The following is a 25,080-nucleotide window of genomic DNA, read 5'->3' on the forward strand; positions in this document are numbered from 1 at the left end:
CTTTTAAATCTTTCTCTAAGATGCGTTTCTGTTGATTTAAATGCACATCTAATCCAAAACTGATCAGCACTTTTCTCTATTTTGCTGTCTCAAATGTTTTGCGAAGTTCTTTTTGAAAAGCTTCCAGACGTTCTAACATTACCAACTTCTCCTGTTTCTTGCTTTCTAACTCAGGCTTTTGAAGATCTTTAAGAATACAACTAGCCCTTGTGCGAATACTGTGTTCAGGTTTTTCACAGTAATGATAAAAATCTGCTGTTGATGGCATAAAGGTCGTGTTAATCCTTCTGCTTTTCCTTTCAAGGCACCCTTTGTAGCCGTTTGCAATACCCAACTGCTTACGCCTTCAAGAGCCATTCCATACGCAAGCGACATACCTTCTTCATCTGAGTTTTGCGATATTTTCAAACCACACGAAAATATACGCATAGCCTCTGCAATGACCTCTCCATCAGCTTTCACAGCAAACAATTCTTGAAGCTGATCATAAGCTCTCAACGCCACCATCTCTTGCTGTTTCGTCAATGCACTCCCAGCTTTCAAGTGTAATGGGAATCCCGGTGCTATCATTTTGCAAATTTGCATTAAAGAAACCTCTAGACCCGAGATTGCGGATATTATCTGCGATGCGTTCACCAACACTTTTTTCCCGTCGAGAGTAATTTCCATAACCGCCATTTCGTTTTTCATTGTCTTGTTTTTCCCTCTTTTTTAATAATGTTCCATTTTGGTTAGTAATCCAGCCGTACCATAACATCTGCCAATCCTCAGCCTCTGCACATTTGCTTGGTCTTGCTAGCCAGTAGTTTTTAAATCTCTCAAACTCTAACAACGCCTCATCATGCGTTAAGCCCTTGTCGATTGCGTATTGCAAGTCAGGTTCGAAATCCTCAGGCAATCGGCATCCTCGTCCATCCCTAGACCGCTTAGTTTTCTTTTCAGTGCTTTTTTGCTGTGAAACGGGTGATTGATTTTCTGATGAGGGTGTATCGTGATCCAAATGCTGCTCAACAGCATTATCGGTTGTTTTACTTTGAACCGAAACTTCAGTTGCTAAATCTTCCAAAGCATTTTCTTTTTTTGATAACACGATAGTGTTAGTTTTTTTATATATCTGATTCTGATTCTTTATAGCTTGATTTTGCTTATCGTTTGCTTGAAGCAAATTATTATTTTGCTTATCGTTTGCTTCAATAAAATCATTAGCAAATTGTTTTTTAAGCATTTTTGCTTGTGCACCTTTTTTCCCAGCTTCACTGCGCACTTGTGATATATGCTCTTGTTTATCAGTAAAATCTTTAAGCTCTTCTTCAACACGAAGATTCCATAATCCTTCATTCGTTTGGACTAACTTGTCATTTTTGATTAAATAATCGACAATAGTTACGAACTTTTTTCAGTGCAATTACATGCACATGCAAGTGTTTTAAAATCTTCTTTCACAGGTGACTTTTTGTCATACATGCGAATAAGAAGCGTAATATAAGCTCCTCTTTGCCCTAGTGTCATTGCATCTGTACCACTGATCCAATCATGCAGATAGAATCTTATCTATGACATTTTAGTTGACATAACTTTTCCCCTCTCTTCTCTTATTCCATCTTGCAGTGGCTGCTTTGGAAGCTTTCTCTAAAATTTTCCTACTCATATTGACATCAAATGCTGATGAGGTGTGCCATAAGCTGTCATCATCTAAGTCAATAATGTGGCCATACAGTTTCTCTGAACAAGAATTTTGCAAAAAAATCATAAAGAATTGTATCAATTTCAATATTTCTGCGGAAGACTTTGAAGACTTTATTTACCTTGCCGATAGGTATAGGTTAAATCCTCTAGATAAAGAAATATACGTCATCCCTAAAAGGGGAGGCGGTATTAGCGTGATGACTTCTATTGAAGGATGGCTCAATATCATACGTTCACATCCTAACTTTAATAGAATGAAATTAAAAAAAGAACGCGATAATGAAGGCAAAGTGATTGTTTATGAATGCGCTATATATTTGAAGAACATAAAATATCCAATAGAAATCTCTGAAGAGATGGAAGAATGTAGATGCGATACAGAACACTGGCGAAAATCTTCTTCTCGCATGTTATGTTATAAGGCCATTACACAATGTGCACGTTATGCCTTTGGTTTTGATGATATCTATGACGAAGATGAGGTCGATTGTATTAATGAGGCTTTTATCAATGAGGTTAATCACAATCCCCAAGACGAGAGGGTATCTAATGAAGTGCTTGCGCAAATCAGAGAATTAATGAAACAAACAAAAACAGAAGAAGAAAAGGTACTCTCTTTTGCAGAAGTCGCAAGCCTCATAGAAATGTCTCATGAGACGGGGCAAATTATTTTAGAAGGTTTGAAAGAAAGGCAACGCTTCCAAATGGAAGAAGAGCAACAAACTTTACCTTCACCAAAACAACCAAACACACCAACTCAACAAGATCTACCAGGGGTGTGACATGGAACAAAGGACACCAGAGTGGTTTCAAGCTCGTTTAGGTAAAGTTACAGCTTCAAATATTGACAGCATTGTCGGAAAAACAAGTAAAGGCTCACCGACAAGTAAATATGAAGAGTACAAAAATAAACTTATCAGGGAACGTTTAGAAGATGAAATAATACCATCTTATGAAACGCCTGCTATGCGATGGGGGCGTAAATATGAAGATGAGGCAATTAAAAAATACAGTCTTAGACGTTTGGTTACTGTCACACGGTGTGGGTTTATTCCTCACCCGACAATTGAAATGGCAGGGGCTAGTCCTGATGGTCTTGTTGGAGATGAGGGTCTCATAGAAGTCAAATGTCCTCAACCGGCAACGCATATGTTTTTTTTGCGACATGGCAAAATCAAACCTGAATATATCTTGCAAATGCAATTCCAAATGGCTTGCACAGGGCGAAAATGGTGTGATTTTGTCAGTTATGATCCTTTGGTCAAACGTAAATTAGCTCGTTTTCGTTTAAAGATTCAACGCGTTCAACGTGATGATGAGCAGATTGAGCGTATCAATAAAGCTGTCGAAATTTTTTTAGAAGAAATAGAACAAGAAACCCGAATCTTTACACAAGCTGCTTAAACCCCATCGGGGGCGCTCTTTTACTTACATCCCTCCCAACCAGCGCCCCCACCCAATTTACGTAATATAAAAAGAAAGGTAATGAAATAATATTTGATGATGGCGATAGATACGTTACGACACGTGAATGTGCGCAGCTTTTTAGCGTATCGACAACAACGATTCGCAATTGGGTGACACGAGGATTATTTCCCAAACCATATAAGCTGGGTAAATCAGTTAAGATGGAGAAAAAAAGAAATCTTGGCATTTATTCCAAAGGAAATAAGCTGCAAATAACACAAATTTAGATAAAATTATATAAACTCTAAAGGGTGGTCTAAAAATTAGAAAATTAAGTAAAAATCTATATATTTCAACATGCTATAGATAAAATATGGTGCCGCATGCCGGATTTGAACCAGCGACCCCATCATTACGAATGATGTGCTCTACCAACTGAGCTAATGCGGCATAAATTTATTTATTAATCATCAAAATCAGCTTGAGGGTAATAATCAAAAGTATACGTAAAAGCAAGTATGCAAATTTTTATAAGAATCCCCACGCCTCAACCGTTATTCAGATTAGAAAAGGAAATTTACGAGAATTAATAATAAGCAGTACTTTCCGCTTTTGGTAGTATAAAATACAAGCAAACTACCTTACCCAATTTACAATTACATACAACATCAAAAAGTAAAAAAGCTACATTTTAAAAGTGGCAAAATAATGTTAAAATGCTTTTATGAAGCATAAAAATATCTGTATATTAAAAGTGAAAAAATCTGGGTGCAATATTTAAAAAATGAATTTTTTTTCAAAATTCGTGTTGATTAAAAATTTTAGATTATCTTTACTGAAATTAGCATATCTATTTCCAATAATAATTATGATAACTTTTTGTTTTTTACAAGATATAATTGATGAAAAACTATCAAATGAAATAATATTTTAGTGTAATTAAAAAATTTTATATTTTTCTTAATGCAGTTTAAAAAGATTTTTTTGGCTTTTACAAGATTTATACTTTCATTATTACTTTACAAATATCACATTTACAAAAACGAGCCATTATCATTTCAAGATATATTTTTGTAAGCAAGCTCACAATACTTTTAAAAAACAAAGACGCTTTTCATTATCTATATTAATACTTGATCTAACTGCGTTGTAGCCCATATGATGCATTCGCACAGTGTGCAATCAATATCAATGATTTGATATTATAAACAGTCCAATATGACAAAATGAATATCGTTAATTCAAATAGAGAATAGAGGAGCGTATCCGACTTTATTATTTTAACGGAATATCCATATAACACATTAACAGAAATAGTTATATTATTGGGCTATTTTTATAAAAGTTAAATACCATAAAGAGTAATAAATAATAATGCTTGAAGAAAAAAACAATGAATTGAAGCGTAGTCTTCAAAGTCGTCACATTCAAATGATTGCTTTAGGAGGTGTGATTGGAACGGGTCTTTTCTACGGATCAACAGAAGCTATTCAATTAGCTGGCCCTTCAATTATTTTAGGTTATCTTATTGGAGGATTGATTGTCTATTTCATTATGCGAATGTTAGGGGAAATGTTAGCAGAAGAACCAACCTCAGGTGCTTTTAGTTTTTTTGCCTATAAATATTGGGGACGCTTGGCTGGTTTTATTACAGGTTGGAATTATTGGTTTCTCTATATTGTTGTCAGCATGACTGAACTTATAGTCATTGGTTTGTATCTTGACCACTGGATCTTAATTGATCACTGGAAATCAGCTTTTATTGTTCTTTTACTTGTTACACTAATTAATCTTATTGATGTTCGCCTTTATGGAGAGTTTGAATTTGGCTTAGCTTTCATCAAAATAGCTGCTGTTGTTGGTATGATTGTTTTCGGAATTTTTCTTATTGTCACTGGAATGAATGGCTCCCAAGCGAGCATTCACCATCTTTGGGATCATGGTGGTTTCTTTCCTTATGGGGCAATGGGAGTTGCACTAGCTACGACTATAGTAATGTTTTCCTTTGGGGGAATAGAGCTTATTGGTGTAGCAGCTGGAGAAGCTGAAAATCCACAAAAAACAATTCCAACGGCCATTCGTAAGGTTATATGGCGGATTATTATTTTCTATGTTGGTTCTATTAGCGTCATTATGATGATAATTCCATGGAATATGATTGGAAAAAACAGTAGCCCTTTTGTCTCTATTTTCGAAACAATTGGCATTCCTGCAGCTGGTCATATTCTGAATTTTGTAGTGATTATAGCTGCCATTTCAGTTTACAATAGTAGTATGTATTCTAATGGCCGTATGCTTTATAGTTTAGCTACGCAAAAAAATGCACCGCACATCTTTAGTAAATTGAATGCCGCTCGTGTTCCTTATATTGCTATCCTTTTTTCATCGGTCTGTACCGCAGTGATAGTTGTTATTAATTTCTTTATACCAGAGAATATTTTTATCCATATCATGAGCATTACAACTGCAACAGCAGCGCTCACTTGGGCTATTATTATTATTGTTCATTCGAAATTTCGAAAAGCGCATAAAGACAAAAAAGATGCGTTCGTTTATGGATTTGGTTTATATCCTTACGCAAATTATCTCTGCCTTTTCTTTCTCGCAGTTTTGTTTGGCATTATGTTTGCAAGTGGTTTTAGAGAAAATGGGCTAATGATCCAACTCTTTAACATAATGGGAATTAAACAAACCTTTATCGAATCATATATCCCTGCACACATGCCTGACATGAGCTTGGCAGTTGTCATCATTCCTATATGGTGTTTGCTTTTATTGTTGGCGTATAAACTGAAACGATAATTCTAAAAAGGCAATATCAATGATATTGATTGGAATAGACATTGGGAATAATCAAATTTGATAAGGTGACGCAAATCTTTGGTGATTTGTGTGTTTTAAAAAATATCACTGTACAACTCACTGAAAGACGAGTTGCAATTATTGGTGCGAATGGTTCTGGAAAAAGTACATTTGCTCGCCTTATTAATGGTTTACAACTCCCATCAAGCGGTTTTGTGAGCGTTGATGGACTGGACACAAAGCGCGATGCAAAAGCAGTAAAGCGTAAAGTAGGATTTATTTTTCAAAATCCTGATAATCAAATCGTGTTACCATTGGTACACGAAGACTTGTCGTTTGGCCTTAAAAATTTGAAATTAAGTAAGGAAGAAATTAAGCAGCGCGTCGATGAGATCTTACAACGTTATGATCTGCAGAACTTTAAAAATCACGCAGTGCATTTATTAAGTGGTGGTCAAAAACAATTGATCGCTATTTCAAGTGTGATAATCATGAAACCAGACTATATTATTTTTGATGAACCAACAACTTTACTTGATTTACGCAATAAACGCAAAGTTGCGCAAGTCATAGAAGAATTACCACAAACAACAATTGTTGTATCGCATGATTTAGAATTTTTAAAAAAATTCGATAGAGTATTAGTCTTTGATAAAGGAGAAATAATTGTTGATGATGTGCCTTCGATTGCTATCAAAGAATACACAATGAAAATGTCATGATCAGTCTATACCTTCCTCGAGATACATTTATTCATAGGCTTCAACCAGGAGTTAAGTTACTCTTCCTTACTGTATGTGGAACCATGATATCTATGGTTTCATCTATACTCATTTTATGCCTGTTTTTATTATTAGTGGTTTTATTATATAGAATTGCTGAGATTCCTTTGAACAATATGATAAAACAGCTTAAACTGATAAGCTTATTTTTAGTTCTTATATTTATTTTTCAGGCTATTTTTAATAACTGGCTAACGGGCCTTGAAGTTATACTGCATTTTATCATTCTTATTCCTCTAGCATCACTTATCTCATTCACAACAAAAGTTTCTGATATGATGAATTCAATTGAAGCAGGACTTCAACCTTTCCGATGCTTTGGAATCAATCCATCAAAATTGAGTATGGTTTTATCTATGGCAATCAGATTTATTCCTGTTGTTAGTGAAAAATTCAATGAGGTACGTGAAGCGCAAAAAGCACGCGGATTGGATACAAATATTATAGCTCTTGCAATACCTGTAATTATACGAATAATAAAAATGGCTTCAGAAGTTGCTGAAGCACTAGAAGCTCGTTCTTATGATAGTAATATTGATGATACACTTTTAAAGGATGACGGGAACACTCATATTGAAAGAATAGTTTGATGAATACGAAAGACCTTGCTTATATCGCTTTATTTGTTGCTCTTTATGCAGTTTTAGGTCTTTTTCCTCCTATTTTTCTCCCCTTTTTTAATGGGGTTCCCATTACTGCCCAGTCTATGGGACCGATGTTAGCAGGGTCTATACTTGGAGCAAAAAGAGGGGCTTTAGCATCAGTATTATTTCTCTTACTTGTTGCCATTGGTTTGCCTTTATTAGCTGGTGGACGTGGAGGCATTGGTAGCTTTTTAGGAGCGGGAGGTGGCTATTTGATTGGTTTTCCAATTGCTGCATTTTTTATTGGCTTTATAGTCCAATTGTTTTGGCTACGGTTAAATTTTATAACATTAGTAATCATAAATATTATAGGTGGTTTTGGGATTGTACACCTTTTTGGAGTATTGTGGCTAGCTTATGTTGCTAAGATTTCTTTGTTAGCAGCTTTAACAAGCTCATTAGGCTTTGCAATGGGTGATTTTTTGAAAGTCCTAATTGCATCTTCTATAGCAATTACAATTAAAAAATCTACTCCTTTGATTCACTCAAAAGAATGAGTAGTTAATATTTATTGCTAGATATACTTGCAAAACTTTTCCTTTAAGAGCTATAAATATATCGAAATTCTGTTAAAGTTACCTCAAAACACAGTTTAGTTGCTCTTACCACTGCGCCTTTATCTATGCTCTACGTTATCAATGGATTAAAACACTAATAAGATGCCCTTTTAATATAACACCAAAATATCAATCAGAAACGATAACGTAGTCCCCCTGAGAAAGTACTTCCTGAAAGACCAGCTTTGGTTAATTTTTGTTGATAAACCACATCACCATGCAGAGCTATCTGAGATGACAATTGAGCCTGCACACCCACACCTGCTTCCATAGAAGAACCAAACGCACCCAACTGGAATGTATCTTTGAACTGCACAAACTGCTTTCCTCCAAAGCTGCTCATAAGGTGCAGCTTACTATAGAAAGATACTGAACGCCCCTCTCCAATTCTAGCAAGGGTTTTGGTAAGACGTCCACCCAAACGTGTTGTTAATTGGCTAGGAGAGCCCATATCAATATCAAAACCACCAACATCCCGAGCAGAATTAAATCTCAAATATTGATAAATAAGCTGCATCTGTGGCTCAAAAACAAGACCTTCATACCCAGTTAAGAAAGCCTTACCACCTGTTAAAGCTGCACGCAGCGGATTGCCTGTTATTCTTGCTGTTTTACCTCGCGCAAGCGTTTCAACATTTCCTCGAGATAAACCGTATGATAAAAGACCATTGACATAAAACCCCATGTTATGCTGCAAACTAGCATAAGCAGTTATAGACCAGTGATCAAAATTACTTTTTTTACTTTTTTCAACATCTTGAGGTTGGAGTGATAATTTACCATAAGTACCTATAACTCCAATAAATGTACTACTCTGTTCACTCTCTAGCCTATTCAAAAGAACAGCCGCATCTGTTGCGTAATAACCAAACTTACCACCATAACCGTATTCCGAAATAGATAAGTCAGAAGTGTAGTTGTGACTACCACCATAACCGCGTATGAAAAAAGCCGGCTTTCCATTGAAAAATGGATCAAATGACGTCACCATTGTTCCTAACAGCTCAGTTTGATTGTTGACACCCATCAACCCAGCATAGAACAAAGCATTGGGTAAGAGCAGATAAGTTGGAACTTGCGGAACAACCGCTTTGACCCCAAACTTGTTATATTTATTTTCAAGACGGAAATCCCAAAAATCTCCCCTACCTTCAACCAATCTTTGCCCAGGATCTGCTTTCCCAAATTCAGAATCAGGACCATAAGCAATAAGATGGTATTGATAAGGAAAATCAGACAGCGCAACATAACCAGAATGTAGCACAAAAGAATTCTGCTTTGCTCTTCCAGAAACCTGTATAATTGATATACCTGAATCACTTTTACCCGTGACTACTTTTTCTCCTAAACTACCTGATATGCCAAGCACATGAACCTTAGTAGTCCCAGAAACATCACCATTAATCAAAATTCGATCAGATCTTTGATCACCCGACCGACCACCTCCTTCCAAAGATACATTAAGATAAATATGTGCATCGCCCTGTGCCCTATAAGCCTCACCCAATCCTTTTCCAATACGTAATGTTTGATAATCGTCTGCAGTTGGTCTTTCAAAAATAATGTCACTATCTTTTACCATCACATATGAAATAAACGACCACAGCGGATTTTGAGTTTTACTTTTTGTAATAAACCATCTCGAACCGTTAGTTAAATAAAGTTCACCAGTACTTTCATTAAAAACGCGGACACCACCAGTCAGCAAAGAAGTATCAGCCATAACCGTTACAGAAGATCCATTCTTAGCTTCTAATAATAAATTGCCAGAAACATCTGATTTTGATAAGCCAACATAACCTTTAGTTCCATCACCATAAATAGCTGTACTATTTGGAACATGGAGAGATGTTTGTTTCAAAGAAACAAGTCCTGCTAAAAAATCAGTTCCTTGTTTTTTTTCTGATCCATTTCCATAAAAATATATACCATAAGACGTCCACCCTTTTACTTCGATGGTTGAATTTTCAATATTAATCTTATTAATCCTAGATTCCGTAGACGATGCCCACCCGCTCTTTGAAGGATCAATAGGTAAATTATCAAGCCGCACACCATGGGCACGAATAACATCAACACTGCCATTCTTAAAGTTAACCCAACCACCAAGGCTTGCATGAAAAGCCATATTATTTTTCACATTGTCTGTGTTATCACCATGCCCAATAATTTTCACTCCATCTAAATCAGCAGTCCCTCTTAATAACGTTCTGACACCTGTTCCATTGATAAAAATAACCGTTCCTTCATTCATTACACTTTTAGCAGCAAGGGTAGTCAACAAACCAGTATTACGATCTTTAGATGAAATATCTCCACTTACACCAATATATGCCCTGACTAAACTCATACTTGAACCTGTATCGGCTGCTATAGCAGCTACCTTTATTTGAGAACCTGCAATAACTACTCCGTCAGTTATTGCAATCATCCCACCTTTACCAACACTAAGTTTCCTGAGCGAGCTTGAAATCCGATTATCCTGGCTATTATTTCGTATTCCACTCATTTGTCGTCTTCCAGGATCCATACTCTGTCGAGTTATTTTAGATATAAAATGGTCAGGATTTTCGGAGTTCATATTGGTGATAATCACGGTCTCATCACTTCCCGCCTCAATTACTCTTTGTTGTAAAGGGTCTCTTGGCTGTAAAGAAGTACGACTTTTTGGATTTGCATTAACATCTATATTTTGAAAAAAACAAAGAGCACTTACTGTAAAAACACACAAACACCTACGGTCTTTAAGCACTGTGATCATCATTTGATTATCCCGATAGAAATAAATAGAAATAATTTACAAAAATACTAAATACTTAAGAAAGGAGCCTATTAACATATTTTGAGTTGTTTTACAACATAATGTGCTTTATGTGGTACGTTTTATTTTAATTGTGTGTAAAAAAAGTCTCATTATGGGTTCTAGTATTTTAAGGAAAAGGAATAAAACAATGATTACAAAACATATAATACGAATAGCATCTATTTTGACTGCAATAATGAGTTTTACAACTTTTTCTGCGGCAAATGTAACCATTGAGCATGCTTCAGGTTCTACTTCTATTTCTACGTCTCCCCAAAAAGTTGTAGTGTTTGACCTTGCATCACTTGATAATATGAACCACCTTGGTATCAAGGTAATCGTCGGTGTCCCTGAAGGTAAAAAACCTGTCTATCTGCAACATTTTGATGATGCACGTTATGAAAAAATTGGTACTTTTTTTGAACCAAATTATGAAAAAATTGCCGCTTTTCAGCCCGACCTTATTATCATCTCTTCACGCACTCAGTCTAAATATAAAGATTTATCAAAAATTGCCCCAACTATTGACTTGACAGTAGGAAATGAAAACTCTCTTAAAGATATCGAGCGTAATATCACTATACTTGGAAAAATTTTTGACAAAGAAAAAGAAGCTGAACAAGAAATCACTAAACTCAATGAAATATTAGCAAAAGTTCGTAAAAACACCGAAGGGCAAGGCAAAGGGCTGATACTTATGACCTCTGGTGGAAAAATAAGTGCTTTGGGCCCTAAATCACGTTTTGATATCCTTCATTCTAGTTTTGGAATTTCTCCTGCAACAGACAAACTGATTGTGCAAAAGCATGGGCAACTCATTTCCCCTGAATTTATTTTCGACACAAATCCTGACTGGTTATTGGTTATTGATCGCGATGCTGCAATCGGGCGGGAAGGACAATCCGCAGCGCAACTTCTCGACAATGAACTTATTCGCCGTATAACAGCTTGGAAACAAAATCAGATCATCTATCTAGATTCTTGGAGCTGGTATCGAGCAAGTGGTGGTCTAACCGGATTATATGAAGCAGCACAACAACTCAACGAAGCTTTTGCAAAAAGTAAATAATTTTACAAATAACTTGCTTACCATAAAAATAAAATTTAAGAGCAGAGGTCGTTTTAACCTCTGCTATTTTCATTTTTCTTAAAGAAAGTTCAGTATGAAAAGTTACTGGATGGCCATAATAGTTATTATTTTACTTTCTGTCGTAAGTATTTTTGTTGGTTATTCCGATATAACACCTTCTAGCCTATTATCAGGAGATCCGAATGCATGGCTTCTCTTCTGGCAAACACGTATTCCCCGCACAGCTGCAGTACTTTTAGCAGGCATGGCACTTGCACTCTCGGGTATGATTATGCAACTTCTTACACGTAATCGTTTCGTTGAACCCTCAACTGCTGGAACTGTCGAATCTGCGTCATTTGGTATTCTTTTTATTATGATTTTTGTTCCCAATATGCCTGTTCTTGGGAAAATGGTTGTTGCCACAACTTTTGCTATGGCTGGTACATTACTTTTTATGTTTTTATTACGCCAGATTCCTTTAAAATCCACTCTCATTGTACCACTTACAGGAATTATGCTGGGATATGTTATTGGCTCCTTAACCAACGCTATTGCCGATTATGAAATGCTACTTCCTTCTCTTCAGGCTTATTTGTTTGGTAGTTTCTCAATGGTTCTTGATGGAAAATACGAACTGTTATGGTTATCTCTTCCTTTATGCACACTTGCCTATTTTACTGCCGATCGCTTCACAGTAGCTGGTCTTGGAGAAGATTTAACCAACAATCTTGGCCTTAATTATCGTGCCGTCATGTTATGGGGGCTTTTTATCATTGCGTTAATTACCGCTGTAGTTGTCTGCACAGTTGGCCGTATTCCCTTTGTTGGACTCATTGTTCCAAATCTCGTCTCAAGTTACAGAGGCGACAATATGCACCGTAGTGCCCCTTGGGTAGCGATTAGCGGTGCAGGAATGGTATTAATTTGCGATCTTTTAGGACGAATTATTCACCATTCTTTTGAAATTCCTATCAGTGTAATGATGGGTGTTATTGGCAGTTTTATTTTCATTTTGCTTCTTTTACACTGGAGGAAACGCTTTGGGTAAAAAGAAAGCAACTTTTCTCATATTAACAACGCTTATTGTCATAGCATGTGTTGTAAGCAGCCTTTATATGACATGGAATATAACTATTTATACGTGGACATTTCGTCTAACAAAATTAATTTCTCTTCTTCTTATTGCTTATACAATAGCTGTTTCTACTGTTTTATTTCAGACAATTGTTAACAATCGTCTTCTTACTCCTTCTATTATGGGGTTTGATCAACTTTATATTTTAATTAAAACTGCTACTCTTTATTACCTTGGTTCTCTTTCTTTATCCTTTTTGAACGAAGAAGGACAATTTATTTTTGAAGCGCTTATTTTAATTGTTTTTTCAATAAGCCTTTTTCACTTTCTATTTTCAAGAAACCTTAGAGGATTTCACCTTACTTTGTTAATTGGTGTTGTTTTAGGTGGATTTTTTTTCAGCTTACGTATGTTTATGCAATTACAACTCAATCCAGATCAAATGATGAATTTAACTGACATCATGTTTGCGAATTTTAATAAATTAAATACATCATTAGTAAACTTTTCTACAATCATTGTTCTCATCATTAGCTTGATTGGTTGGCGTTTACATTATTTGCTTGATGTTCTTGCTCTCGGGCAGGAAGCTGCTCTTAATCTTGGAGTTGATTACCGTAAAAGCACCACAACTATTCTCATTTTTGTTTCTATTCTTGTATCCATTTCGACAGCACTTGTTGGACCAGTTACATTTTTTGGATTGCTAGTGGCCAACTTGTCTTATGAATTATCACCTCAGGCAAAACACAGTGTTGTTGTACCCATTGCAATATTATTGGCTATCATTTGTTTGGTTGGTGGACAATTTATCTTAGAACAATTCTTAAATATGGGAGGACGCTTGAGTTTTATTATTGAATGCTGTGGCGGAATTGTTTTCTTAGCTTTGTTGATGAAGGGAAAATTCAAATGATTGAAATTAATCATCTTTCCAAAACTTACGGAGCCAGATTGGTTATTGATAATTTATACCTTCATCTACCAAAGGGAGGAATTATTTCTCTTATTGGCCCCAATGGTTCGGGAAAATCAACCCTTTTAATGATGATAAGACGTCTTCTACCAAGTGATACAGGTACAATTAACATCGATGGTCTTGATATCTATAAAACGCCCCATGATGTTTTGGCTAAAAAACTCTCACTTTTGCGTCAAGATAATTCTTTATCCGTCCGTTTAACCGTATATGATTTAGTGAGCTTTGGACGCTATCCTTATTCGAAAGGTCGATATAACAATGAAGATAAACAGTTCATTGACAGCGCTATCCGATATCTCGGTTTACAAGATCTAAAAACACGATTTTTAGACGAACTTTCCGGGGGACAGCGTCAACGAGCTTTTATTGCGATGATCATCTGTCAAGATACTCATTATGTATTGTTAGACGAACCGTTGAATAATCTTGACATGAAACATTCCGTTTCCATAATGAAGCAATTACGCCGTACTGCCAATGAACTAAAAAAAACCATTCTTCTTGTCATGCATGACATCAATTTTGCATCATCTTATTCAGACATAATTGTTGCACTCAAAGATGGTAAAGCAGCTTATTGTGGCAACCCAAAAGAAATCATGCGTCCAGAAATTCTCAAAGAGATTTACGATATGGATATTCAAGTAAAAACAATCAATAATGTGCCCATAGCACTCTATTACCAATAATTTAAAAATTGTTCTTTTAAACTTGCACACACTTTAAAATCTGCTAGAAACAGTGAACGTTGCATTTTGGGGAATAGTTTAATGGTAGAACAGCGGACTCTGACTCCGTTAATCTTGGTTCGAATCCAGGTTCCCCAGCAAAATATCAATAAAATCAATGGGTTACATAGAAGTTAGGGATTTTTGATTCCATTGATTCTATTAAGTTTTTTGTGCACTATCCCGCACCTTTTTGAAGCTTTTTAATTGCTTCTATGGCGAGTCGTTTTCTATCAGCTGTCTTTGTATAGAGTGATGCCATATCGTCTTCAGTCCATCCAAAAATTGCTTTGAGTTGTGAAACAGTAGCTCCTGCATTGGCAGCTCTTGTTGCGGCTAATTTTCTCAAACCATGGGCTGATTTTTTTATTCCCGCTGCATTACATGCTTTCCTAAACAGATTGCCAAAACTTTCTTTAGTAAGTTTTTTTCCTTCTTTCCCGCAAATAAATGTCTCATCACCAATAGGACCCGTTTCAAGAGTTTTTGCTAACTCAGGTAAAATGGGAAGAAACACATCTGTTTGGAATTTGCTCTTTTCTGTCTTTAAATGAATAATATTATCCGTTACATCCTTCCAACCGACGCGCACAACATCTCCCCGTCGTAAGCCTGTGTAGAGAAGAACATCAATCCATACGCGTTCATGTGTTCCAAGAGGCCATCGTTGATGATATTTATCGATGTCTTCTTCTAACCATGGAGAAAAACCCTCTGTATTAAAGGATTTGGGTGGTTTGATATTAAAGGCAGGGTTTCTGTGCAAAAGAGAATTATCAACTGCCCAATTGAAAAGACCATTTAAGGCTGTCAAAAAATGCCTTGCAGCGGCAGGAGTCTCACGTCTTCTCTCTACCGCATCAAGAATATGCTGTTTTTCTATACTTTTATAGGAACAAGTACCAATATGTTGAGAAATATTATTTAGGATTCTTTGTTTAACTTTTTTGGTTGATTCAGCTTGATTATGCCATTGCATGCTTTGCAAATATTGGTGCATCAGCCAATCAAAAGAACCTTCCATAAGTCTAGTACGTTTTATTTGTCTTGGAAGGCCGTTTTGCGCTTCTTTGAGAGCAAGTGTATAATTGTCAACAAATTCTTGCGTTCCATAAGTTCCGTATACCCTATACCTTTGACCATGCCCGATACGCACATACCATATGGTTTTACCATGGCGCGTAATTTCTTTGACAAGGTGGGGAGGCCGTGGTTTAGGCATGACTAGAACTTAATACCGTCAACAGAACGGCAAGTGTTTTGAGTATTATATTCTTCTTGCTCATCTTCCAATGGAGGAAAATCATCAATGTTAAAGAGATTACAGTCTTTAGTTGATGGTGTTGTTATTGCTTTGAGATAGATTAAGAGTTCACCGGTTGGTTTGATTTCAATTAATTCACATCCTTGCTTTTTAGCTTCTCGTAAAGCGCGAGCAATGGCCGGCTGTGTTATAGTAGGGTAGCGATGAGCCATGTTGAATTTCCTTAATTTTGATTGCACCTCACCTGTGATGAGATATGCATGTGTGTTGAAAGTGATTGAAAAATGGGTGGGGGCGCTGGTTGGGAGGGATGTAAGGAAAAGAGCGCCCCCTATGGGGTTTAAACAGCTTTTGTCAAGATTTGCATATCCTGTTCTATTTCTGCTAAAAATGTTTCGACAGCTTTATTGATGTGCTCAATCTGTTCATCATCGCGTGGGATACGTAGCGCCTTTACTCGCAAATGAGTTACTTGATGAGTAAACAAGGGATTGAAACTGACAAAGTCACACCATTTTCGTCTTGTGCAAGCCATTTGGAATTGCATTTGTAAGATATATTCAGGTTTGATTTCACCACTTAGCAAAAAACGTGTGTGTGTTGTTAGTTGAGGACATTTGACTTCTATGAGGCCCTCATCTCCAATGAGACCATCAGGACTAGCCCCTGCCATTTCAATTGTCGGATGGGGAATAAACCCACATCGGGTGACGTTGGTATCATAAATGAAGCTATATTCTTCAATTGCACTGTCTTCATGTTCATTTCCCCAACGCATGGCTGGTGTTTCATAAGATAGTATTGCTCTGCCTGTTAAACGTTCTGCGATGAGTTTGATTTTATAGTTTTCATATTTGCTTGTTGGTGAGCCTTTACTTGTTTTATCAACAATGCTGTCAATATTTGAGGCTGTGACTTTACCTAAACGAACTTGAAACCATTCTGGTGTCCTTTGTTCCATGTCACACCTCTGGTAGATTTTGTTGAGTTGGTGTGTGTTGTGGTTTTGGTGAAGGTAAAGCTTGTTGTTCTTCTTCCACTTGTGAACGTTGTCTATCCTTCAAATGTTCTAAAATAATTTGCCCTTTCTCATGAGACATCTCTGTGAGGCTTAAGACCTTTGCAAAAGAGAGTACTTTTGCTTCTTCTGTTTTTGTTTGTTGTATTAGCTCTTTAATCTGTGCGAGTGATTCATCAGATACCCTCTCATTTTGGGGATTATGGTTAGCTTCATTGATACGAGCAGCTTCGTCTTCATCATAGATACCAGATAAACCGAATGCATAACGTGCACATTGTGCAACTGCTTTATGACGTAGCATGCGAAAGGGATATTCATTCCAAGGTTTTGTATTTTGTTTGCACTCTTTAAGATATTCGGCAACTTCTACTGGATGCTTCTTATCCTTCAAATATACAGTGCATGTAGTAGCAATTAGTTTGCCATCGTTATCGAGTTGGTCTTGAAAGGTCATTCCATCGAAATTATCGTGTGAATGAATGATCTTTATCCAACCATCGATACCGACAATTGGGATAATACCGCCACCATATTTTTTAATTGCGTATATTTCTTTTTTAAGAGGGTTTAATCCATATTCATTGGCAAGATAGATAAAGAAAACAAAATCTTCCTCAGAAATATTGAAATTGATACAATTATTTATAACATTTTTGCGGAATTCTTGTTCAGAGAAACTGTATTTCTGTGCCACTGTTGCTATAAGGGAAGTTGTCATTATTTTTATCCTTAATGCAGAGTCTGTTTTTGGAGTTGTTCACTGAGGCGTGCTAATCCTTTGGATGTAATTTTTGCACTGGAAACAGTCATTTCTCTTCCGCTGATAGTTTGAATGGTTTTGGCTACACAATCCATTAGCCCTCCCTTGATTTTACTCTGATAAGGTAACAAACGTCTGTCCACACCACTACGATAAGCCCAACGACGATTAAGCAAATAGCTCGTTAAATCTTTGGGGTTTACTTTTAAATCCTTTGCTGCTTCGCTTATACCAAACAAACCATCAGATCGTTCTAAACGTTCAAGTGCTTCTGCCTTTGGGGTTAATTCAGCAATGATATAATCCTTGCGTTCATTTTCATTTTTTAAATGCGTAAAAACACCTAACATGACTTGGGGATTTGAGTAGTCAATTTGAGGGGGTGTTACTTGTTTTGCTTTTCGTTCGCACTCAATGAAATATTGACGAGCTTGCTTACCTTTCTCATTCCGTTCGACCATGGCTAGTTCTTTCGCCATGTCTAAGGTAAGGTAATATTCTTTTAATACCACATTTTGACGTTCGCCAATTTTGGCGAGCGTTAAAACATAATCTTTTCCTTCCTCAAATTCGTATTTTTTTATACGGTCTTTGATCCAATTTGTGAAATCACGACCTACTTCCAAAAATGTATACAATTCACGTGCATTGACTGTCTGAACAGTTTCCTGATTAATTGTATTGTTCTGAATAGCGATAAGCGCTTCCATTGCAAACCTCATATTATTTGGATTAATTTTCAGATGTGTTGGGAAGAAAGGGTTATTGCTGACAATTACTGTAGAATGGACTTGTATTTTCCCGTTCCCTTATTTTGTCTAAGACATCACTGTATGCCCAGCTATCAGCTATAAAAGGATATGGGGCATCCTCTACAAAATAATAATGGTCATTATCGTTTAAGTATTTTTGAACATAAAGTTCAGCAACTTCTTCAGAAATATCATCATAACGGTTTGAATGAAGATCAATGCGGAGGATGCTTACAACATCGCCTACACCGTTAATAATGTTCATGATTTCAGTTTCATCAATTGGTCCTGATGAAGAAAGGTGATGACCATCATTACATACAACTAACAGAATCTCATGATCATCTATAGAAACCTGTTTACTCATTTTCTATCCCCTCTTATTCGCGTTGGTAAATATTTATTTCTAAATATGGGGATAGTTATAACTATAATTATAAAAATATCAAGTAAAAAATTATATTTTAGCAAAAATAACTATAAAGTTTTGCTGTGTAAAGGAATTAAAAAGATGTTTTTATATAGGTAAAATTAAGAATCAAAGCGAATCGTTTTACTGTAAGAATTTTCTGGTAGAATAGCAAAGATCTCTCCAACCCACATAACTTTAACATTTTTAATGGGCGGTATATTATTCCACGAAACCAGATCTATCTCTCCATTCATTCCCCGACTGACTTTTTTTATGTATCTTTTATTATCATGCGTTAAAACGACTGCTTCTTTTCCAATAAAGGATTCTATTGCTTTGATTTGACGTCGTCTAACAATAACCATATCTCCATCTTTGTAAGCGGGATACATAGAATCCCCTCTAACTTCAAAGGCGATCATATCATCAGGGAGAGGGAAAGGAATTTCTACTTGTGCAAGACCTTCTTCAGGAATTTGTTCAAAGCTTGGGTCTATCTCTGTTCCTGCTCCAATATACCCCATAAGAGGTACAAAAGTTATCAGGTGATTTTCCCCTGTCAATTCTCTGTATAATGCTAAAATAGCATCACGGTTAGAACCGCGGGGATCTGAATCTTTCAACCACTTTGACACGGAAGCTTGTGTTACGTTGAGTCGTTCAGCTACCTCTTCTTGTGTGAAATTAAATTCAGTCAAAATCTTCTTTAAAATATTTATAACATTAGATTTATTACTCATAGTTTTACTTACCTTATTTTTTTATCGTTGATAAAGATAAATTTTCTTGACTTTATAATAACTATAATTATAGGAATTAATTAAGACAAAACTGTGACTGGAGTTATTAAATGAATCAACGGGAAGATTTTAAAGAGTTGATTAAATCAATACGGACCAAATTTAATTGGACGCAATCAGAAATGGCAAGAACATTGGGGGTAACCCAAGCTGCTGTGTCTAAGTGGGAAAAAAGAGGCTCTATCTCTTTAATGAATTATTTAAAATTATGCCAATTGCAAGATAGTTTAGTACCTCCAACATCTACATTTGCCGATAGTTCCGTGATTAATGAACATCAACAGGATAATTCGTCCTATCAAACAGAAGAAAGATTATGAAAGCAAAGGAAATGTTAAAAGAAATTTATACACGATTTTACAGATTAGTAAGTCGTAATAAGAGAATAGAGAATGCAAGCAAATTAATAGAAGAATATACAGAGGTAACGTCACCTGAGGATAGTACAGATGAGCTTAAGAAACAATATTCTACTCAAGAAAATGTTCGCTTACTCAAAGAAAATGCCCTTTCACTAAAAGAGATATTGCATAAGTCAAAAGTTGAAAGTTGTCTGAAACGCTATGAAGAAACCCTTGAAGAAGAAGGTCAATTGATTGAGGAAGAACAAATTGCACTTGAAAATCTGTCTAATTTATATTGAGCAAAAAAATAAGGCGTTACAGAAGCAAAAGAAAAAACTGGCTTTAAAGGTAAAGTTGTTTGATATTCTCAGTCAAAGCAATGCTAAAACTGACGTAAAAGAACCAGTTCAATCAGTAAATATTTTACCACCAATAAAAGTTATTCCTTTTGAACAAAAGGAATGTGTTCAAGCGTAACCTCGTACTCCATTAAACGTGGCCATCTTATTGTTTAGTATTCAGAGTTCTTAAGAAGGCTACTTTTTAAAAAACATTTTTTCAATCGAGCTACTCGCTAGACGCTCTGTCATAGCGTGCATGGCTGTATATTGCCTAAACTAAGGTGAATAAACATGAGTATAGAAAAGAAATATGAGCTTATGGAAGAGGGTACGTTGTTTATACGCTACGACTCTAATGGGTTATATGTTTGCACGTTGTATCAGATTAGAGCGTTAAGAGACTTTGGTAATGTCAAAGCCGGTGATTTGGGTGGTTTTATAGAAAAAGAAGATAATCTTTCTCACTATGATAATTGTTGGGTTGGGGGTAGTGCTCAAGTATATGGCGATGCAAATGTTTGTTGGGATGCTTTGGTTTACGATAATGCACTCGTTTATCACAAAGCATCTGTTTACGGCAATGCACGAATTTCCGGTAATGCACGCGTTTATGACAATACAAAAGTTAGTGGTGATGCACATATTCATGGCAATGCTTATGTTTATGATTTTGCTGAAGTTCATGAAAATGTAGATATTTGTGACAATGCACGTATTTACGGCAGTACTTGGATTAATGGCAATGCACGTATTTACGGCAATGCTCAGGTTTCCGGCTATGCTTATGTTCACGATAATGCTCAAATTTATGGCCGTGCATCTATTTATAACGCAGAAGTTGCTGGCAATGATCATATTGCTGGCGATCAAAAAATCCGTTCCGGTAAGCATTTTGGCGATGACGCAGAGATTGACACGAGTGCTTCCACTCAACGTGATGCCCAACAGATAGGGCAATAAATGTCATGAGCTTTCATTTACAAACCATTCTTTGTCTTGATCTAGGTACGAAAACAGGTTGGGCAATTTCTTCTGAAGACGGCACGATAGCCAGTGGAACAGTGCATTTTCCTACACGTCGATTTGAAGGCGGTGGGATGCGGTATTTAAGATTTAAGCGATGGCTTACAGAAACCAAAGCGATACTAGGGCACATTGACACGGTGTATTTTGAAGAAGTGCGCTGTCACATTGGTACAGATGCAGCTCATGTGTATGGGGGCTTGTTAGCAACCTTAACCACTTGGTGTGAATGCTATCAGATTCCTTATGACGGTATCCCTATTGCTACGATTAAGAAAGCAATGACAGGCAGAGGCAATGTCCCCAAAACAGAAATAATTAAGGCCGTGCGTGCAAAAGGACATGAGCCTGAAGATGATAATGAAGCAGATGCTTTAGCAATTTTATATTTAATGAAAGAGAGGGAAAACAGTGATGGCTACTCAATCACCTTAGGTAAAATTTTATCCTAGTCAATTTTTAAAAGAACTTGAGGGTTTGCAAAAAACAGAAATCACTGTTTACACGACACTAGTAGCACTCATGATTGATAAGGGTACACCTATTTTGAATAATGCTTCTTATTTATCAAATTGGTGTGACTGTTCAGGAGAACTGTTTCAAAAGACATTAAAAGCTTTAATGAGATGTGGCTATATCATTCGTTTAGAAGATGACAGCTTATGGCACACCTCATCAGCATTTGATCTCGATATCAGTAATACATCTTCAGAAAAAGAGGGGAAAAGCTATGTCAACTAAATTACCGTGGACAAGGCTTTTTGCAGACAAGTGGATATATGATCTGACTTATTTGTCTCCTATTGAAAGCAACGTCTATATAAGATTACAGCTAGAAATGTTGCGTACTGGTGAGCCACTTTTAAATAACATTAAATTTTTAGCTTGTTACACTAATTGTTCAGTAAAAACATTTGTGAAGGCATTGGATACTCTACTGAGCGTTGGCTATATTAGTCGTTTAGAAGATGGCCGTTTATGGAGTCAACAAGTTGAAGAAGAGCTTAAAGAAGCTGCTTTTCTTCAAGAGCAGGAGGGCAACTATGTCAACTAAAATGCCATGGGTTCGAAGTTTTCCATCTGATTGTCTTGCCGACACGAATGGAATGAAAGCATTTCAGATAGCAACATACGTAATACTGCAATGGCACATGCGTAGAAGTGGTGAACCTATTTTTTGTGATCCAAGTAAATTAGCACACAGTGCTGGTTGCTCGGTTAATGCTTTTAATAAGGCGTTAGACTTTTTATTGCGTAAGGGAAAAATCACCCGTTTAGAAGATGGCCGTTTATGGAGTCAGCAAGTTGAAGAAGAGCTTAAAGAAGCTGCTTTTCTTCAAGAGCAGGAGGGCGATTATGGCGACTAAAATACCATGGACGAGACTTGATGCGGGTGAATGGATGAATGAAGTTTCTTGTTTATCTCCAACCGAAAAATGCATTTATGTGATGCTACGATTTCAAATGCTTTACACTGGTGAACCTCTTTCGAATGACTTTAAGGCCTTGTCTCTTTATGTCGGTTATCCAGTAAAAACATTTATGAAAGCATTAGATCTTTTATTATTTAAGAAAAAAATCATCCGTTTAGAAGATGGTCGCTTGTGGAATTTAGATGTCGAAGAAGAGCTAAAAGAAGCTGCTTTTCTTCAAGAACAGGAGGGCAACTATGGCAACTAAATTACCATGGGTTCGAAATTTCTATGAAGAATGGATCATGGATTTTTCTGGTACGAGTGCAGCAGAGAAAGCTACTTATATGACACTCACTGCTCTCATGTATCGAGCACAAGAACCGATTTGGGAAGAGATTACTACATTAGCTCGTCGTATTGGTTGTTCAGTAAATGCTTTTAGTAAAGCATTAGATCTTTTGTTGCGTAAGGGAAAAATCACCCGTTTAGAAGATGGCCGTTTATGGAGTCAGCAAGTTGAAGAGGAATTAAAAAATTGCAATGACAATTTAAATAGACTCTCAGAAAAGGCTATAAAAGCTGCAAATACTAAGAGAAATAAGCGTCAAGATAATTCATCAAGAGATCACGATGAAATCATGATGGAGTCATCACAAAATCATGATGATGTCATGATGAAGTCATCACGACAACACATTAACAATAACATATATAATAAAAAAACTAACACTATCGTGTTATCAAAAAAAGAAATTGCTTCAGAAGATTTAGCAACTGAAGTTTCGGTTCAAAGTGAAACAACCGATGATGCTGTTGAGCAGCATTTGGATCACGATACACCCTCATCAGAAAACCAATCACTCGTTTCAGAGCAAAAAAGCACTGAAAAGAAAACCAAGCGGTCTAGGGATGGACAAAGTTGTCGCATTCCTGAGGATTTCAAACCTAACTTGCAATATGCAATCGACAAGGGCTTAACGCATAAAGAGGCGTTGTTTGAGTTTGAGAGATTTAAAAACTACTGGCTAGCAAGACCAAGAAAATGTGCAGAAATCAAGGATTGGCAGCGGACATGGTACAACTGGGTTACTTCCGATTATGGAATTTTAGCTAAGAAAAAAGCAAAACTGGAAAAGGAAAAACAAAATGGTAGGTATGGAAATTATCCTCAGCGACAAAAAAGTTTCAGCGAACGTCTTGCAGAAAGTTTCGAAAGTTCCAGAGATGATTTCTCATCTGGAAATGCTTATGAAGAGGATCAGTTCGGGGTATCCATTGATCTTCAAGAGTGGGAGCGAATTGACGAAACAGGAGGAGATGACAGCGTTAGAAGTTTACAACAGTCTGCAGAGATTGCTCAGTGTGAAAGCTTCGGATGAGCAGATTAAGAAAGCAGCTTTCTTGCTTTCGAGTTTGAGAGTCCCAGCTAACACAGATCCCAATGTAGTTTCCTCATCCTACAAGCTCACACTCAAGGATGTTTCAGCATACGCTCTTGCACAAGCCGTTGAAAATATTCTCACCGGTCAGGTTGAAGGGATGTCAAAGGTATTCATGCCCACATGTGCAGAACTTTCTTCCTACTGTCAGGAGATAGAAAGCGAGGTGCTTTGCAAAGCTTGGTATGTGCATAGAGCGATTGAAAATACTCGCAAGAAGGCACTGAAAGAACAGGAGAGAGGAGGAAATGTCATTCCCCTCACAAAAACAGGTTGATGATTTTAGGAACAGCAAAATAGAGAGAAATGGTGATCACTTTTGGATTAGATATGCGTTTAAATCAACAGAAACGCATCTTAGAGAGAGATTTAAAAGTTTTTTGATGAAATTCCACATTGGAAACATAAAACGCTCTGTACGGTGCTAATTTGAGAAAATTAGAACAGATGCTAAAATCAGGATAATTGGATATGTTTAAAAAGATTAGAACTGGAGTAAAATACAGCATAGGATTTGCGGTATTACAGTTTTTACAAATAGAAAAAAACACCGAATTTATTCAAGCTGTTTTAATATTTTCATCTCTCGCCATTGTGATAGCGATGATTTTCATGACAGCTTTTTTTAATTCCAAACTTGCTTCAGAATTGTATCACAACCCTAAACATCAACATGAAAAAACAACAGATTTGAATATTGTGACAGATTATTTGCAAAAATATTTGCATAATTTTTTGCATATAGCTGTTATGGCACTTCTTTTATTAATTTTCCCAAACAATCTCAAACAAGAAGTTGTTTTGCCTTTTTTCTCTTGGGATTCCAAATGGGAATTTCATTTTTATTGGGATGTTTTGTTGTGGTACTTTTTTCTAATTTTCGTGTGCACTATTTACCTTAAAATGTACATCTTCATCAACATCTTTATAAGATTCCTTAGGTTAAATACTGTCCACTTTCTGTAGATTAA

Annotated in this window: 32 protein-coding genes, 2 tRNA genes and 1 pseudogene; 23 read left to right on the forward strand and 12 right to left on the reverse strand. The window is 36.4% G+C overall.

From position 1 onward, the window contains the following. Positions 1-165 precede the first annotated feature (165 nt). From BWD162_RS07795 to BWD162_RS07970, 3 genes are all read right to left on the reverse strand, one after another. Positions 166-525: a hypothetical protein gene (locus tag BWD162_RS07795; protein WP_194284852.1), complete on the reverse strand. Its 360-nt coding sequence runs from the start codon at positions 523-525 to the stop codon at positions 166-168. Next, on the reverse strand, positions 485-1,264 hold the full coding sequence (locus BWD162_RS05185) for a hypothetical protein (protein WP_236824103.1): 780 nt from the start codon (positions 1,262-1,264) through the stop codon (positions 485-487). Before BWD162_RS05185 ends, BWD162_RS07795 begins: the two co-directional genes overlap by 41 nt. A 119-nt stretch (positions 1,265-1,383) precedes the next feature. Further along, complete coding sequence (locus BWD162_RS07970; protein WP_236824104.1) at positions 1,384-1,509, reverse strand: YdaU family protein; 126 nt, start codon at positions 1,507-1,509, stop codon at positions 1,384-1,386. A 194-nt stretch (positions 1,510-1,703) separates the two neighbouring features. On the opposite strand from BWD162_RS07970, the gene BWD162_RS05195 reads away from it, so the two are divergent. From BWD162_RS05195 to BWD162_RS08170, 3 genes and pseudogenes are all read left to right on the forward strand, one after another. Continuing rightward, positions 1,704-2,468 (forward strand): recombinase RecT, encoded by a 765-nt coding sequence (locus tag BWD162_RS05195; protein WP_078705717.1) that lies wholly within the window; start codon positions 1,704-1,706, stop codon positions 2,466-2,468. Between the two features lies 1 nt (position 2,469). Then, on the forward strand, positions 2,470-3,090 hold the full coding sequence (locus BWD162_RS05200; RefSeq protein WP_078705718.1) for a lambda exonuclease family protein: 621 nt from the start codon (positions 2,470-2,472) through the stop codon (positions 3,088-3,090). Between the two features lie 86 nt (positions 3,091-3,176). Continuing rightward, a pseudogene (locus BWD162_RS08170) lies at positions 3,177-3,369 on the forward strand (helix-turn-helix transcriptional regulator). Positions 3,370-3,467: 98 nt separating this feature from the next. On the opposite strand, the gene BWD162_RS05210 reads toward BWD162_RS08170, so the two are convergent. Then, positions 3,468-3,543: transfer RNA gene (locus BWD162_RS05210), tRNA-Thr, on the reverse strand. A gap of 924 nt (positions 3,544-4,467) precedes the next feature. Here BWD162_RS05210 and BWD162_RS05215 point away from each other — a divergent pair. Genes BWD162_RS05215 through BWD162_RS05230 form a run of 4 tightly spaced genes read left to right on the forward strand, consistent with a single transcriptional unit; the run spans position 4,468 to position 7,818 of the window. Beyond that, positions 4,468-5,895 (forward strand): amino acid permease, encoded by a 1,428-nt coding sequence (locus tag BWD162_RS05215; protein WP_078705719.1) that lies wholly within the window; start codon positions 4,468-4,470, stop codon positions 5,893-5,895. Between the two features lie 41 nt (positions 5,896-5,936). Next, positions 5,937-6,617, forward strand: coding sequence for an energy-coupling factor ABC transporter ATP-binding protein (locus BWD162_RS05220; RefSeq protein WP_078705720.1), 681 nt, complete (start codon positions 5,937-5,939; stop codon positions 6,615-6,617). Beyond that, positions 6,614-7,267, forward strand: coding sequence for an energy-coupling factor transporter transmembrane component T family protein (locus BWD162_RS05225; RefSeq protein ID WP_078705721.1), 654 nt, complete (start codon positions 6,614-6,616; stop codon positions 7,265-7,267). Before BWD162_RS05220 ends, BWD162_RS05225 begins: the two co-directional genes overlap by 4 nt. After that, positions 7,267-7,818, forward strand: a complete 552-nt coding sequence (locus BWD162_RS05230) for a biotin transporter BioY (RefSeq protein WP_078705722.1) — start codon at positions 7,267-7,269, stop codon at positions 7,816-7,818. Before BWD162_RS05225 ends, BWD162_RS05230 begins: the two co-directional genes overlap by 1 nt. A 193-nt stretch (positions 7,819-8,011) precedes the next feature. Here the strand turns inward: BWD162_RS05230 and BWD162_RS05235 are convergent, their stop codons facing one another. Next, the gene (locus BWD162_RS05235; protein WP_078705723.1) at positions 8,012-10,642 is read right to left on the reverse strand and encodes an autotransporter outer membrane beta-barrel domain-containing protein; all 2,631 of its coding nucleotides are present in this window, start codon (positions 10,640-10,642) and stop codon (positions 8,012-8,014) included. Positions 10,643-10,829: 187 nt separating this feature from the next. Here BWD162_RS05235 and BWD162_RS05240 point away from each other — a divergent pair, with 187 nt between their 5' ends. From BWD162_RS05240 to BWD162_RS05260, 5 genes are all read left to right on the forward strand, one after another. Further along, the gene (locus tag BWD162_RS05240) at positions 10,830-11,750 is read left to right on the forward strand and encodes a siderophore ABC transporter substrate-binding protein (RefSeq protein WP_194284853.1); all 921 of its coding nucleotides are present in this window, start codon (positions 10,830-10,832) and stop codon (positions 11,748-11,750) included. Positions 11,751-11,844: 94 nt separating this feature from the next. Then, a complete protein-coding gene (locus BWD162_RS05245) occupies positions 11,845-12,801 on the forward strand; it encodes an ABC transporter permease (protein WP_078705724.1) in 957 nt (318 codons plus the stop codon). Further along, positions 12,794-13,744 carry an iron chelate uptake ABC transporter family permease subunit gene (locus BWD162_RS05250; RefSeq protein ID WP_078705725.1) on the forward strand — a complete coding sequence of 317 codons (951 nt, stop codon included), beginning with the start codon at positions 12,794-12,796 and terminating at the stop codon, positions 13,742-13,744. Before BWD162_RS05245 ends, BWD162_RS05250 begins: the two co-directional genes overlap by 8 nt. Continuing rightward, entirely contained in the window at positions 13,741-14,499 is a 759-nt protein-coding gene (locus BWD162_RS05255; protein ID WP_078705726.1) for an iron ABC transporter ATP-binding protein, read from the forward strand. The genes BWD162_RS05250 and BWD162_RS05255 overlap by 4 nt, the downstream gene beginning before the upstream one ends. Positions 14,500-14,566: 67 nt before the next feature. Then, positions 14,567-14,637, forward strand: a tRNA-Gln gene (locus BWD162_RS05260). Positions 14,638-14,716: 79 nt separating this feature from the next. Here BWD162_RS05260 and BWD162_RS05265 read toward each other — a convergent pair. From BWD162_RS05265 to BWD162_RS05295, 7 genes are all read right to left on the reverse strand, one after another. Next, positions 14,717-15,760 (reverse strand): tyrosine-type recombinase/integrase, encoded by a 1,044-nt coding sequence (locus BWD162_RS05265; RefSeq protein ID WP_078705727.1) that lies wholly within the window; start codon positions 15,758-15,760, stop codon positions 14,717-14,719. Between the two features lie 2 nt (positions 15,761-15,762). Next, a complete protein-coding gene (locus tag BWD162_RS05270) occupies positions 15,763-16,014 on the reverse strand; it encodes a hypothetical protein (protein WP_078705492.1) in 252 nt (83 codons plus the stop codon). Positions 16,015-16,142: 128 nt separating this feature from the next. Continuing rightward, entirely contained in the window at positions 16,143-16,763 is a 621-nt protein-coding gene (locus BWD162_RS05275; RefSeq protein WP_078705728.1) for a lambda exonuclease family protein, read from the reverse strand. A 1-nt stretch (position 16,764) separates the two neighbouring features. Beyond that, positions 16,765-17,541 carry a phage recombination protein Bet gene (gene bet, locus BWD162_RS05280; protein ID WP_078705729.1) on the reverse strand — a complete coding sequence of 259 codons (777 nt, stop codon included), beginning with the start codon at positions 17,539-17,541 and terminating at the stop codon, positions 16,765-16,767. An 11-nt stretch (positions 17,542-17,552) separates the two neighbouring features. Next, the gene (locus BWD162_RS05285) at positions 17,553-18,293 is read right to left on the reverse strand and encodes an antA/AntB antirepressor family protein (protein ID WP_078705730.1); all 741 of its coding nucleotides are present in this window, start codon (positions 18,291-18,293) and stop codon (positions 17,553-17,555) included. A 52-nt stretch (positions 18,294-18,345) separates the two neighbouring features. Continuing rightward, positions 18,346-18,702: a hypothetical protein gene (locus tag BWD162_RS05290; protein ID WP_078705731.1), complete on the reverse strand. Its 357-nt coding sequence runs from the start codon at positions 18,700-18,702 to the stop codon at positions 18,346-18,348. A gap of 164 nt (positions 18,703-18,866) precedes the next feature. Beyond that, a complete protein-coding gene (locus BWD162_RS05295) occupies positions 18,867-19,487 on the reverse strand; it encodes a LexA family transcriptional regulator (protein ID WP_078705732.1) in 621 nt (206 codons plus the stop codon). 110 nt (positions 19,488-19,597) lie between these two features. Between BWD162_RS05295 and BWD162_RS05300 the strand changes: the two genes are divergently transcribed. The 11 genes from BWD162_RS05300 (at position 19,598) to BWD162_RS05355 (ending at position 25,075) form a co-directional block, all read left to right on the forward strand. Then, a complete protein-coding gene (locus BWD162_RS05300; protein WP_078705733.1) occupies positions 19,598-19,867 on the forward strand; it encodes a helix-turn-helix transcriptional regulator in 270 nt (89 codons plus the stop codon). Continuing rightward, positions 19,864-20,190, forward strand: a complete 327-nt coding sequence (locus BWD162_RS05305; RefSeq protein ID WP_078705734.1) for a hypothetical protein — start codon at positions 19,864-19,866, stop codon at positions 20,188-20,190. The genes BWD162_RS05300 and BWD162_RS05305 overlap by 4 nt, the downstream gene beginning before the upstream one ends. Positions 20,191-20,523: 333 nt before the next feature. Next, a complete protein-coding gene (locus BWD162_RS05315) occupies positions 20,524-21,192 on the forward strand; it encodes a hypothetical protein (protein WP_194284854.1) in 669 nt (222 codons plus the stop codon). 5 nt (positions 21,193-21,197) lie between these two features. Continuing rightward, positions 21,198-21,707, forward strand: a complete 510-nt coding sequence (locus tag BWD162_RS05320; protein WP_153300995.1) for a crossover junction endodeoxyribonuclease RuvC — start codon at positions 21,198-21,200, stop codon at positions 21,705-21,707. Between the two features lie 25 nt (positions 21,708-21,732). Then, the gene (locus BWD162_RS05325) at positions 21,733-21,996 is read left to right on the forward strand and encodes a hypothetical protein (protein WP_153300996.1); all 264 of its coding nucleotides are present in this window, start codon (positions 21,733-21,735) and stop codon (positions 21,994-21,996) included. Next, a complete protein-coding gene (locus tag BWD162_RS05330; protein WP_078705736.1) occupies positions 21,986-22,309 on the forward strand; it encodes a DUF1376 domain-containing protein in 324 nt (107 codons plus the stop codon). The genes BWD162_RS05325 and BWD162_RS05330 overlap by 11 nt, the downstream gene beginning before the upstream one ends. Beyond that, the gene (locus tag BWD162_RS05335; protein ID WP_236824105.1) at positions 22,299-22,622 is read left to right on the forward strand and encodes a DUF1376 domain-containing protein; all 324 of its coding nucleotides are present in this window, start codon (positions 22,299-22,301) and stop codon (positions 22,620-22,622) included. Before BWD162_RS05330 ends, BWD162_RS05335 begins: the two co-directional genes overlap by 11 nt. Then, on the forward strand, positions 22,612-22,935 hold the full coding sequence (locus tag BWD162_RS05340; RefSeq protein ID WP_078705738.1) for a DUF1376 domain-containing protein: 324 nt from the start codon (positions 22,612-22,614) through the stop codon (positions 22,933-22,935). Before BWD162_RS05335 ends, BWD162_RS05340 begins: the two co-directional genes overlap by 11 nt. Further along, positions 22,925-24,049, forward strand: coding sequence for a DUF1376 domain-containing protein (locus tag BWD162_RS05345; RefSeq protein WP_078705739.1), 1,125 nt, complete (start codon positions 22,925-22,927; stop codon positions 24,047-24,049). Before BWD162_RS05340 ends, BWD162_RS05345 begins: the two co-directional genes overlap by 11 nt. Next, on the forward strand, positions 24,033-24,386 hold the full coding sequence (locus tag BWD162_RS05350) for a hypothetical protein (RefSeq protein ID WP_078705740.1): 354 nt from the start codon (positions 24,033-24,035) through the stop codon (positions 24,384-24,386). Before BWD162_RS05345 ends, BWD162_RS05350 begins: the two co-directional genes overlap by 17 nt. A gap of 194 nt (positions 24,387-24,580) precedes the next feature. After that, positions 24,581-25,075, forward strand: a complete 495-nt coding sequence (locus tag BWD162_RS05355) for a hypothetical protein (protein WP_078705741.1) — start codon at positions 24,581-24,583, stop codon at positions 25,073-25,075. The last annotated feature ends 5 nt before the right edge of the window (positions 25,076-25,080 follow it).

This window comes from Bartonella sp. WD16.2 (assembly GCF_002022505.1).
GTDB lineage: Bacteria > Pseudomonadota > Alphaproteobacteria > Rhizobiales > Rhizobiaceae > Bartonella.